Below are 12,081 nucleotides of genomic sequence, written 5' to 3'. Positions count from 1 at the left end.
AGGCATTGACGCACGCACGGCGAACGCAAGCGTGCGCGGGGCACCACGTCGTCGTGAAACGTTGCAGAGATGGGAGCTGGAAAGCGGGACCAGAAACGAGTCGAAGCGAGGCACATGGGCGTCTTCTTCTTATTGTTGTTCTGGCTCTAAACGTAGCAGGGGTTTGCAAGGACGCAACCTGACGGTGGCGTGTCGCTCGGCAATGCGGTGCCTGCTATGCACCGGCGCCATCGGGCGCAGGCGGGCAAAGATGCGCTTCAGCGCGCGATCAGGATGTCGCAGGGCGGCTTGTCGATAAACTGCCGAGTCAGGCTGCCGAGCAGGGCGCTGCTCAGTTCGCCGCGGCTGTGACCGCCGAGTGCCAGCAGCAGCGGTTGCAGGTCGCGCAGCGCCGCGTCCATGCAATTGTTACGCTCGCCCTGATGCAGGCTGTAGCTCAGCAGCGCGCCCGTATCCGGCAGTTGCGGCTGGATGTCTTCGATCAACTGATCGAACAGTTCCTGCTGCAGCGACAGGCCTTCGTAATCGGGGCCGTGTACTTCGGCCATCTCGTCGATATGCAGGGCATGCAGTTCGGCCCCCTCGCCAAGCAGTGTCCAGGCGCATTGCATGGCACGGGTGGCGCAGTCGGAGAAATCCAGCGCAGCCACAGCGCGTTGGTACGGGATGTCCGCCGGGGTGATGGCCAGCAGCAGCGGTGCCCGGCTTGCCAGCATGATGTGCTCCAGCGTGGTACCGGCGAATCCCTGGCTAGATCCCTTGTGATGGCGCCCCAGCACCAGCAGATCGGTCTCCAGACCCTCGGCCTGGGTGAGAATCTCCTCCACCGGCTGTCCGCGGCGAATCCAGGGTTCGAGCTGCCCCAGCCCGTTTTCCTGCAGGCGTTGCTGCAGGAATGCGCGTGCCTGTTGTTCGTCACTCTCGGCACCGCGCTCGTCGAGCACGTAAAGCAGGCTGATGCGAGCGCCGGCCTGGCGCGCCAGGCCGGCGGCACGTTGCAGCGCGAGATCGGCGTCCGGGCTGAGATCGTGGGCGACAAGAATGTGCTGAACCCGTTTGTGCTGAAGCATGGGCGGCCTCGCGAAGCTGGCGAAAGGCGCAAGTATGCCGTGGCCGCGGGGGCATGTCCCGCCCGTGACCCGCGTCGCCCCTTGATCGGGCGCATCAACTTCAAGGGCAATGGCCACTCGTGCTTTTGTCGATCCGATCCTGCGGCTATGCTTGCCGGCATTCGCGCAGGAGAGATGGATGAGCAAGGTCAGTGTGCTGGTAGTGGATGACGCGCCCTTTATCCGCGACCTGGTGAAGAAGGCGCTCCGTAGTCACTTTCCCGGCATTCGCATCGAGGATGCGGTCAACGGGCGCAAGGCCCAGCAAATGCTCAGCCGCGAGCGTTTCGACCTGATTCTCTGCGATTGGGAAATGCCGGAGATGTCGGGGCTCGAGCTGCTGACCTGGTGCCGCTCGCAGGATTCGCTGAAAAGCACGCCGTTCATCATGGTGACCAGCCGTGGCGACAAGGAGAACGTCGTGCAGGCCATTCAGGCCGGCGTTTCGGACTTCATCGGCAAACCCTTTTCCAACGAACAGCTGACCAGCAAGGTGCGCAAGGCCCTCGGCCGTGCCGGCAAGCTGGATGCCCTGGCTGCCAGCGCGCCGACGCGAAGCCTCGCGACCGGCATAGCCAACGATTCGCTGGCCGCTCTGACTGGCGGCAAGGCCGAGGTGGTGCGGCCCGCAGCACCCGCCGCTCCTGCCGTTGAGAGTAAAGCCTCGCCCCTTATTCAGCCGCCGCCGGTACCTGCCAGCGCGGCAGCCGGTGCAGCGTCCGGTCGCGGGCAGGGCCAGCTACGACTGGCCAATGGCAGTGTCGCCTGCGTGATCAAGGCGCTGAGCCTCAAAGAGGCACTGCTGGTGGTCAAGCGCGGCGAACAGCTGCCGCAGGTGCTGGAAAGTGCCGTACTCGATCTCGAGCAGGGGGAGGGCGGTGAGATCGCCCGCCTCAACGGCTATCTGCACGCCGTTGCGGCTTTCGAGCCGAAGCCCGACAGCGAATGGCTGCAGCTGTCGTTCCGCTTCGTCGACCGCGACCCGCAGAAGATGGACTACCTGTCACGCCTGATCGCCCGCGGCACGGCGCAGCGGCACTTCATTCCCGGCGCCTGATCTGCGCCCCGTCAGGCGACCGTTCGGCGCCTGGTCGCGCAGACAAACTGACCGGCATCACACCCCGACGGTCGGTGGCTCGCACAGGCCAGTCGCCGCTGCTAGAGTTCCCGTTCCAACACATAATCACTAGAACATCTGCCGTTATGCTGGGGCGCATTCTCTTGTTGCTCGGGCTGCCGCTGCTGGCTACGCCGGCGCTGGCCCTGACCATCTACAAATACACCGACGCCAATGGGGTCGTGACCTACAGCGACCAGGCCGCGCCCGGCGCGCAGGTCTTCGTCTTCAGTGACCGCATGGTGGAAAAGCTCGATACCCAGGTCAAACTGGAAACCCGCAAACATGCGGCGGGCGAGACGTTGCTGGTGCGTAACGACCTGTTCGCGCCGGTGGATATCGAGCTGAAGCTGGAAAACGTCGTCAATGCCGTCGGCGCACCGGCCAAGCCGATCCGCTGGGTATTGCCGCCGCGCAGTCAGATTCGTCTGGCCACCCTGGCCCCGCGCGATGCCAGCAAGCCACTCAAGTACACGCCCAAGCTTCGCCATGCCCTGGGCGATCCGCGCCTGTTACCCAAACCCTACAAGTACCCGTTGCCCTGGCGCGGCGGTCCTTTCCGCCTGACCCAGGGCGCCAACGGCCAGTACAGCCATTTCACGCCCAAGGGGCGCTACGCGGTCGACATCGCCATGCCCGAAGGCACGCCCATCGTCGCCGCGCGCGGCGGCATGGTGGTGAAGATCGAGAACCAGCAGAGCGGCCGCGGCAACAACCCGGCCGGCAACTTCGTGCGCATCATGCATGACGACGGCACCATGGGCGTCTATCTGCACCTGATGAAGGGCTCGGTGGCGGTACGTGAAGGCCAGCGGGTGGAAACCGGCACCCGCATCGCGCGCTCCGGCAATACCGGCAACAGCACCGGTCCGCATCTGCACTTCGTGGTGCAGCGCAACGTCGGTCTGGCGATCGAGTCGATCCCGTTCGACTTCTCGCAGCCGGTCAACAGCCTGCCGAACTTCGCCGTTGGTGGGGAATAAGAGGTAAAAGCAGCCTGAAGCTTGAAGCCTGAAGCTGGAAGAAAGAGCTTGACGGGGTGCTGGCCCCAGCCCGCAAGCTGGCTTCCAGCTTTAAGCCTGCCTGAGCACCTTGGCCAACACGATCTTCGGGCCGCGCATTTTCTTGATGACGATCTGCAGGCCTTCGACCTGCAACACTTCATCTTCATCGGGAACGCGCTTGAGCGTTTCGTAGACGAGTCCGGCCAGGGTTTCGGCTTCGATGTGATCGAGGTCGATTTCCAGCAGACGCTCCAGCTTGAACAGCGGGGTGTCGCCGCGGACCAGCAGCTTGCCGGGCTGGTAGGCGAGCACGCCACGTTCGGCCTTGCGATGTTCGTCCTGGATATCGCCCACCAGCACTTCGAGCACGTCTTCCATGGTCAGGAAGCCGATTACCTTGTGGTCGCCTTCCTCGACCAGCACGAAATGCGCACCACCCTGGCGGAACTGTTCGAGCAGGCTGGCCAGCGGCATGTGCTTGGACACGCACTCCAGTGGACGCAGCAGCTCGTTCAGGCAGAAGTGTTCGGGCAGGCGATCATCGGCGGCCAGCGCCAGCAGCAGATCCTTGATGTGCAGCAGGCCGACGTACTCGCCCTTCTCGCTGTCGTAGACCGGGTAGCGGCTGTACTTGTGGCGGCGGATAACTTCGAGAATCGCGCTCAGCGGAGCGTCATGCTCCAGCTGCAGCAGATCCTCACGCGAGTTGGCCCAGTCGACCACTTCCAGCTCGCTCATCTCCACCGCCGAGGCCAGCACCTGAATCTGCTGATTGCCAGGGTCGCGGGCGCGGTTGGAGTGCAGGATCAGCTTGAGCTCTTCGCGGCTGTAGTGGTGGTCGTGATGTGCGCCGGGCTCGCCCTGGCCGGCGATGCGCAGGATGGCGTTGGCGCTGGCATTGAGCAGGTAGATGGCCGGGTACATCAGCCAGTAGAACAGGTACAGCGGCACCGCCGTCCACAGCGACAGCAGCTCCGGCTTGCGGATCGCCCAGGACTTCGGCGCCAGCTCACCGACCACGATGTGCAGGTAGGAAATGATGAAGAAGGCGGTGAAGAAGGCGATGCCGTGCACCACCGCCGGGGACTGGATGCCGATGCTGGTCAGCAGCGGTTCGAGCAGGTGGGCGAAAGCGGGTTCGCCGACCCAGCCGAGGCCGAGCGAAGCCAGGGTGATGCCCAGCTGGCAGGCGGAGAGGTAGGCGTCGAGCTGAGCGTGGACGGTGCGCAGGATGTGCCCGCGCCAGCCGTGCCGGCTGGCGATCGCTTCCACCTTGGTGGAGCGCAGCTTGACCATGGCGAACTCGGCGGCAACGAAGAAGCCGTTGAGCAGCACGAGGAACAGGGCAAAGAGAATCAGGCCGAAATCGGCGAAGTAGGACGAGGCGGCGTAACTGGGGGAGGGGTCCATGAAGGGATCGGGTAGCCAATGGTCGCGACAGGATGGCGGCGGCGGGCCGGCTTTTCAAGCGATGAGCCGGGATTTTTCCGGCTCGCGCAGGCGGTGGATCAGCGCTCGGACACCTGGCTGTTCTGGAAGTGGCAGGAGAAGCGGCTGCCCCGGCCTGGCGTGCTGCTGATATCCAGGCGGCCCTGGTGGCGCAGCAGCACGTGCTTGACGATGGCCAGCCCCAGTCCAGTACCGCCGGTGCTGCTGGCGCGGCTGGAGTCGACCCGGTAGAAGCGCTCGGTCAGGCGCGGCAGGTGCTTCTGTTCGATGCCGATGCCGGTGTCCTCGACACTCAGGTGCGCGCCCACCTCGTCGCCCCACCAGCGCACATGCACGCTGCCGCCATCGGGCGTGTACTTCACCGCATTGAACACCAGGTTGGAGAAGGCACTGCGCAGCTCCGTCTCGCTGCCCTTGAGCAGCAGCGCCGGGTCGGCATCGAGGCTGATCAGGTGCCCGCGACTGCCGGACAGCGCGCGGGCATCGCTGACGATCGATTGCAGCAGCAGGCTCACCGCCACCGGCTGGTTGTCGGTCGGGCGGCTGCTGGTTTCCAGGCGGGCCAGCAGGAGCAGGTCGTTGAGCAGGTGTTGCATGCGCCCGGCTTGCTGGTTCATCTGCTGCAGGGCTCTGAGCCAGCGCGGGTTCACCGCATCGGCGTTTTCCAGCAGCGTCTCCAGATAGCCGGCGATGACGGTGAGCGGCGTGCGCAGCTCGTGGGATACGTTGGCGACGAAGTCTTTGCGCATCTGCTCCAGCTGGTGCAGGCGGGTGACGTCGCGGACCAGCAGCAGGTGCTCGCGGTTGCCGTAGCGGGTGATGTTGAACTGCAGGCGAATGCGGTCGTCGACGGGCGAGGCCAGTTCCAGCGGCTGGTCGTAGTTGCCGCCATCGAAGTATTCCTTGAACGCCGGATGGCGCACCAGATTGCCGATCGGATGACCGGCGTCCTGCGGCTTCTTCAGCCCCAGCAGGCGGTTGGCGGCGGGGTTCCACCATTCCAGGTTGCCGTCGCTGTCGAGCATGATCACCGCGTCTTTGAGCGCGGCGGTGGAACCTTGTGCGCGATCGATGATGCCCTGTAGCTCGCCGCGCAGGCGCAGGTCGCGGCGCTGCATCTGGTACAGGCTGTCGAAGACGTCGCCCCAGATGCCCGCCGAATCCGGCGGCGCTTCGTCCGGGTCGGTACGCCGCAACCAGCGCTGCAGGCGTAGCAGCTGGCGTAGGGTCCAGACCAGATAGCCGCTCAGACCAAGGACCAGTGCCCAGGCATATTCGCCGGTCAGCAGTCCCAGTAGCAGGCAGCCGCCGAGCATGAGCAGCAAGCGACGCACGAGGGCTCCTTGCCAGTCCTGATTCAACCGAAGCACTCCAGAGAGGTGGCGATGATGGGGCGGATTACGCCGGGACGCATGCTCACCCGGCGTGCTCAGCTTTTGCTGGAGAAACGATAACCGGTGCCGCGTACCGTCTGCACCAGGTTCTCGTAGGCTTCACCGAGTGCCTTGCGCAGCCGGCGGATATGCACATCGACGGTGCGCTCCTCGACATAGACATTGCCGCCCCAGACCTGATCGAGCAGCTGGCTGCGGGTGTAGGCGCGTTCCTGGTGGGTCATGAAGAACTGCAGCAGGCGGTATTCGGTGGGCCCCATCTCGGCCGGCTTGCCGTCGATGGTGACGCGATGGCTGACCGGATCGAGCAGCAGCCCGCCGATCTCGATCGGCGATTCGCTGTCCACCGGCGTCGCGCGGCGCAGCACGGCCTTGAGGCGGGCCACCAGCTCGCGCGGGGAGAAGGGCTTGGTGATGTAGTCGTCGGCACCGACTTCCAGACCCTGGATCTTGTTGTCTTCTTCACCCTTGGCGGTGAGCATGATGATCGGCGTGTCGGCGGTCAGCTCGTCGCGCTTGAGGCGACGGGCCAGCTCGATGCCGGAAGTGCCGGGCAGCATCCAGTCGAGCAGGATCAGGTCTGGCTTGCGGTCGATGATCAGCGCGTGGGCCTGCTGGGTGTTTTCTGCTTCGAGACAGTCATAGCCGGCCATTTCCAGGGCGACGACGATCATCTCCCGGATCGGCGCCTCGTCATCGACGATCAGTATGCTCTTGCCGTTCATGGTCAAGCCTCGGGTCTGTTCTTGTCGTCCGGCATTAGATAACGGAATTATTGCAGCCATGTGACAGGCAGACGGCAGCAGGCTGCCGTGCTCCGGCGCTCTGGCCCGGCGCGCCTGGGCTTAAGCCTTGGTGGCGTAATCCAGCACGATGCCCGCAAGGATCGCCAGCCCTGCCCAGTGGTTGTGCAGGAACGCCTTAAAGCAGACCTGCGGCTTGCGCGACCTGGTCTTCCAGAACTCCCAGGCGAAGCAGCCGGCGGCGACCACCAGCCCGAGGTGGAACCACTGGCCCAGCTCGAAGCGCACGCCGGCAAGGAGCAGACAGAACAGCGCCAGGCCCTGCAGGGTGACGATGATGACGCGGTCCGCTTCGCCGAAGAGGATGGCAGTGGACTTGATGCCGATCTTCAGATCGTCCTCGCGGTCGGCCATGGCGTAGTAGGTGTCGTAGGCCACCGTCCACAGCAGGTTGGCGATGAACAGCAGCCAGGCCTCGGGCGGCAGGTTGCCGGTCTCGGCGGTGAAGGCCATCGGCATGCCCCAGGAGAAGGCTGCGCCGAGCACCACCTGCGGATAGAAGGTGTAGCGCTTCATGAACGGGTAACAGGCGGCCAGCGCCAGGGCGCCGAAGGACAGGTAGACGGTGGTTGCGTTGGTCAGCAGCACCAGGCCGAAGCTCAGGCCCACCAGCACGGCGAACAGCGTCCAGGCCTCGCGGGAGCTGATCTTGCCGGTGGCCATGGGGCGCGTCTGGGTGCGTTGCACGTGGCCGTCGAAGTTGCGGTCGGCGAAGTCGTTGACCACGCAGCCGGCGGCGCGCATCAGGATCACGCCGGTGATGAAGATGAACAGATTCTTCGCGCTGGGTACGCCTTCGGCAGCTATCCACAGCGCCCACAGCGTTGGCCACAGCAGCAGATAGGTGCCGATGGGCCGGTCCAGACGCATCAGCTGGATGAAGTCCCAGGCGCGCGGGTGCAGGCGATTGCACGATTGCAGCAGTTTCAGATACATCAGCGGCTCTCCTTGGCGGAAGGGGGCATGCAGAGCGGCGCGCTCAGGGCGTGACGGCGGCGGCCTGCCACAGCTCGGGGAGGAACACCTCGGCGACCAGCACGCCGAGCCGATTCTGGCGGAAGCACGAGCGCCGCGCCCAGAGGCCGTCGACACGGCACGCATCCGGTAGCCAGCGCGCGGGGTAATGACAGGCCTCGAGCGTGCCGCGGGCAAAGGGCGGATCGCTGAACAACAGCTCACCCAGGGAACGATTGCCCAGGCGCTGCAGGTCGAGGCCGGAGTCCTCCAGCTGCGCTCGCGCGGCGACGCTGCGGGCGAACACCCAGGGCTGGCCTTGACCGCACAGATAGACCTCACGCACCCAGCCCTCGCTGTCGGCCGGAACGCCAAGCGCGGCGCACTCGTCGGCGCGCAGGGGCTGCCAGGCTTCGTGTAGCGGCGTCACGCTGAAGGCGCCATCGGCCAGCTCGGTCAGGCGGCGGGTGAGCGAGCCCTTGTCGACGTAGAGCCAGTCGTGCAGGGCGGGATCGAGGGGGGAGGGGAGGCGGTCGGCACTTAGCCAGTCATGAATTTCGGACACGGTGCGTCAGAGCTAGCGGAAAAGAGCGGCGAGTCTAGCATGCGACTTGGGCGCGGCACGGGTGCGGGCTGTCCGGCCAGGCTGTAGCCGCGCTCGGTAAACGCTACATACGCCTCAGGTCCAGCCTTCAAGACGCATGGTGGCGCGCACCAGGCGCTGCTCCTCCTGCTCGATCTCCTTGAGGTTGTCGCGAATGCCGTGGATATGGTCGCGTGCCGCACGCTGGGCCTGTTCGGGCAGACGCTCGATCACCGCGTGATAGAGACGCGAGTGCTGGCGGTCGATCTGGCGCTTCTGTGCCGGTCGGTGGTAGAGGTTGTTCACCGAGGCGAAAACCGTGCTGAGCATCAGGTCGGTCAGCGACTGCAGCGTGTGCACCAGCACCGGGTTGTGCGAGGCCTCGCAGATCGCCAGATGAAACGCGTGGTCGAGGCGGGCGTGCTCGCGGGGGTCGGCGCCCTCTTCGCTGGCGTGGGCGGCGAGCATTTCCTCGTAGCGGCGGCGTAGCAGCACGAAATCCGCGTCGGTGCCGCGCAAGGCCGCCAGCCGCGCCGATTCGCTTTCCAGCAGCGCACGCACTTCCAGCAGGTCATAGAGCGTGCGCGGTTGCGAGTTGAACAGGTGCATCAGTGGGCTGGCGTCATGGTTGCCGGACAGTTCGGCAACGAAGGAGCCACGGCCCTGGGACGTCTCGATGATGCCGCGTCCACGCAATACGCGCAGGCCCTCGCGCAACGCCGAGCGGGAAATGCCCAGCTTCTCGCACAGGCGGCGTTCCGATGGCAGCGCCTGGCCGACCTTCAATACGCCGTCGACGATCAAACGTTCGATACGCTCGGCGACGACATCGGCGACTTGACGACGGTCATTGTGGTTTTCGTTCTGCATGTCCTTCGTTCTCCCACTGGTAGGACCAGTTTGGCGGGAGTTTACCCTGAATGCCTGAATACCAGTAACAGCACCGTCTGGAGGACTATTCGGTAGTGCCTTTCATCGGGCGACTACAAAAAACTGGTAGGACCAGTTGTCTAGGTCATGGACTGGGGACCATCTTCGACGTTAAAGATGCGTCATTCCACCGCAGTCGTTCGCGCTGGCTGCAACCCACGAGAACCGGAACCTGCCATGAACATTCTCTACGACGAACGCGTCGATGGTGCGTTGCCCAAGGTCGACAAGGCCGCCCTGCTGGCCGAGCTGCAGGCGCAGTTGCCCGATCTGGACATCCTCCACCGCAGCGAGGACCTCAAGCCCTACGAGTGCGACGGGCTTTCCGCCTACCGCACCACGCCGCTGCTGGTGGTGCTGCCCGAGCGCATTGAGCAGGTCGAGACGCTGCTCAAGCTCTGCCATCAGCGCGGCGTGCCGGTGGTTGCCCGTGGCGCCGGTACCGGCCTGTCTGGCGGCGCGCTGCCACTGGAGCAGGGCATCCTGCTGGTCATGGCGCGTTTCAACAAGATTCTCGAAGTCGACCCGGCTGGGCGCTTCGCCCGGGTCCAGCCCGGCGTGCGCAACCTGGCGATCTCCCAGGCCGCGGCCCCCTATGAGCTGTACTACGCGCCGGACCCCTCATCGCAGATCGCCTGCTCCATCGGCGGCAACGTCGCCGAGAATGCCGGCGGTGTGCATTGCCTGAAGTACGGCCTGACCGTGCACAACCTGCTCAAGGTGGACATCCTCACCGTCGAGGGCGAGCGCATGACCCTCGGTTCCGATGCACTGGATTCGCCGGGCTTCGACCTGCTGGCGCTGTTCACCGGCTCCGAAGGCATGCTCGGCATCGTCACCGAGGTGACGGTCAAGCTGCTGCCCAAGCCGCAGGTGGCCAAGGTGCTGCTCGCCGCCTTCGACTCGGTGGAGAAGGCCGGTCGTGCGGTGGGCGACATCATCGCCGCCGGCATCATCCCCGGTGGCCTGGAAATGATGGACAACCTGTCGATCCGCGCTGCCGAGGACTTCATCCACGCCGGTTATCCGGTGGATGCCGAGGCCATCCTGCTCTGCGAACTGGATGGCGTCGAAGCTGACGTGCATGACGACTGCGCCCGCGTCAGCGAAGTGCTCAAGCTGGCCGGTGCCACCGAAGTGCGCCTGGCCAAGGACGAAGCCGAGCGCGTGCGTTTCTGGGCCGGACGCAAGAACGCCTTCCCGGCGGTCGGGCGCATCTCGCCGGACTACTACTGCATGGACGGCACCATCCCGCGGCGCGAATTGCCGGGCGTGCTCAAGGGCATTTCCGATCTGTCCGAGCAGTTCGGCCTGCGCGTGGCCAACGTGTTCCACGCCGGCGACGGCAACATGCACCCGCTGATCCTCTTCGATGCCAACCAGCCCGGTGAGCTGGAGCGCGCCGAGGAACTGGGCGGCAAGATCCTCGAACTCTGCGTCGAGGTCGGCGGCAGCATCACCGGCGAGCACGGTGTCGGCCGCGAGAAAATCAACCAGATGTGCGCGCAGTTCAACAGCGACGAGCTGACCCTGTTCCACGCGGTGAAGGCGGCGTTCGACCCGAGCGGGCTGCTCAACCCCGGCAAGAACATCCCGACCCTGCATCGCTGCGCCGAATTCGGCCGCATGCACATCCACAACGGCCAGCTGCCTTTCCCTGAACTGGAGCGTTTCTGATGTCCGTAATCGCCAACGACGCCAGCGCGCAGTTGCTGGACCAGGTCAACCAGGCACTTGCCGCCAACACGCCGCTGCGCATTCAGGGCAGCGGCAGCAAGAGCTTTCTCGGGCGGCAGGCCGACGGTGTGCTGCTCGATACCCGCGAGCACCGCGGCATCGTCAGCTATGACCCTACCGAGCTCGTGGTCACCGTTCGCGCCGGCACGTCGCTGACGGAGCTGGAAGCCGCGCTGGATGCTGCAGGGCAGATGCTGCCTTGCGAGCCGCCGCACTTCGGCGAAGGTGCCACGGTTGGCGGCATGATCGCCGCCGGGCTGTCCGGCCCGCGTCGCCCGTGGAGCGGTTCGGTGCGTGATTTCGTCCTCGGCTCGCGCGTGATTACCGGCCAGGGCAAGCACCTGCGTTTCGGTGGCGAAGTGATGAAGAATGTCGCTGGCTACGACCTGTCACGTCTGATGGCCGGCAGCTTTGGTTGCCTCGGCGTACTTACTGAAGTCTCGCTCAAGGTGCTGCCCAAGCCACGCCTGTGCACCAGCCTGCGTCTGGAAATCGACCTCGACCGCGCGCTGCTCAAGCTTGCCGAGTGGGGCCAGCAGCCGATCCCGATCAGCGCCGCCAGCCATGACGGCCAGGCGCTGCACCTGCGTCTGGAAGGTGGCGAAGGCTCGGTGGGCGCGGCGCGCGAGCGTATCGGTGGCGAGGGTCTAGACCCCGGCTACTGGAACGACCTGCGCGAACAGCGCCTGGCCTTCTTCGCCGACCCGCGCCCGCTGTGGCGCCTGTCGCTGCCGAACAACACGCCGGCCGTGGCGCTGCCGGGCGAGCAACTGCTGGACTGGGCCGGCGCCCAGCGCTGGCTGAAGAGCGACGCCGACGCCGAGACGATCCGTGCCATCGCCCACGAGGTCGGCGGCCATGCCATGTGCTTCAGCGCAGGCGCCACGGCCAGCCCGTTCCAGCCGCTGGCCGCGCCGATGCTGCGCTATCACCGCCAGCTCAAGGCCGCACTCGACCCGCAGGGGATCTTCAACCCCGGCCGCATGTATTCCGAGGTCTGA

Annotated in this window: 11 protein-coding genes; 4 read left to right on the top strand and 7 right to left on the bottom strand. The window is 65.4% G+C overall.

What is annotated here, in order from left to right:
* Window positions 1-257 precede the first annotated feature (257 nt).
* Entirely contained in the window at window positions 258-1,070 is an 813-nt protein-coding gene (locus P5704_011470; protein WOF81039.1) for a universal stress protein, read from the bottom strand.
* 178 nt (window positions 1,071-1,248) lie between these two features.
* Here P5704_011470 and P5704_011465 point away from each other — a divergent pair, with 178 nt between their 5' ends.
* Complete coding sequence (locus P5704_011465; GenBank protein WOF81038.1) at window positions 1,249-2,166, top strand: response regulator; 918 nt, start codon at window positions 1,249-1,251, stop codon at window positions 2,164-2,166.
* A 146-nt stretch (window positions 2,167-2,312) separates the two neighbouring features.
* Entirely contained in the window at window positions 2,313-3,209 is an 897-nt protein-coding gene (locus tag P5704_011460) for a peptidoglycan DD-metalloendopeptidase family protein (protein WOF81037.1), read from the top strand.
* A 90-nt stretch (window positions 3,210-3,299) separates the two neighbouring features.
* Here the strand turns inward: P5704_011460 and P5704_011455 are convergent, their stop codons facing one another.
* From P5704_011455 to glcC, 6 genes are all read right to left on the bottom strand, one after another.
* Window positions 3,300-4,640, bottom strand: a complete 1,341-nt coding sequence (locus P5704_011455; protein ID WOF81036.1) for a hemolysin family protein — start codon at window positions 4,638-4,640, stop codon at window positions 3,300-3,302.
* Window positions 4,641-4,738: 98 nt separating this feature from the next.
* Window positions 4,739-6,040, bottom strand: coding sequence for a phosphate regulon sensor histidine kinase PhoR (phoR, locus tag P5704_011450; GenBank protein WOF81035.1), 1,302 nt, complete (start codon window positions 6,038-6,040; stop codon window positions 4,739-4,741).
* 68 nt (window positions 6,041-6,108) lie between these two features.
* Window positions 6,109-6,798: a phosphate regulon transcriptional regulator PhoB gene (gene phoB, locus P5704_011445; protein WOF81034.1), complete on the bottom strand. Its 690-nt coding sequence runs from the start codon at window positions 6,796-6,798 to the stop codon at window positions 6,109-6,111.
* Window positions 6,799-6,918: 120 nt separating this feature from the next.
* On the bottom strand, window positions 6,919-7,812 hold the full coding sequence (ubiA, locus tag P5704_011440; protein ID WOF81033.1) for a 4-hydroxybenzoate octaprenyltransferase: 894 nt from the start codon (window positions 7,810-7,812) through the stop codon (window positions 6,919-6,921).
* A gap of 43 nt (window positions 7,813-7,855) precedes the next feature.
* Window positions 7,856-8,395, bottom strand: a complete 540-nt coding sequence (locus P5704_011435; GenBank protein ID WOF81032.1) for a chorismate lyase — start codon at window positions 8,393-8,395, stop codon at window positions 7,856-7,858.
* 114 nt (window positions 8,396-8,509) lie between these two features.
* Complete coding sequence (glcC, locus tag P5704_011430) at window positions 8,510-9,283, bottom strand: transcriptional regulator GlcC (protein WOF81031.1); 774 nt, start codon at window positions 9,281-9,283, stop codon at window positions 8,510-8,512.
* Window positions 9,284-9,520: 237 nt separating this feature from the next.
* On the opposite strand from glcC, the gene glcD reads away from it, so the two are divergent.
* Both glcD and glcE read left to right on the top strand, forming a co-directional pair.
* Entirely contained in the window at window positions 9,521-11,020 is a 1,500-nt protein-coding gene (gene glcD / locus P5704_011425) for a glycolate oxidase subunit GlcD (GenBank protein ID WOF81030.1), read from the top strand.
* The gene (glcE, locus tag P5704_011420) at window positions 11,020-12,081 is read left to right on the top strand and encodes a glycolate oxidase subunit GlcE (protein WOF81029.1); all 1,062 of its coding nucleotides are present in this window, start codon (window positions 11,020-11,022) and stop codon (window positions 12,079-12,081) included. The genes glcD and glcE overlap by 1 nt, the downstream gene beginning before the upstream one ends.

This window comes from Pseudomonas sp. FeN3W (assembly GCA_030263805.2).
In the GTDB taxonomy this organism is placed as follows: domain Bacteria; phylum Pseudomonadota; class Gammaproteobacteria; order Pseudomonadales; family Pseudomonadaceae; genus Stutzerimonas; species Stutzerimonas stutzeri_G.
This window is presented reverse-complemented; position numbering and strand designations above follow the sequence as displayed.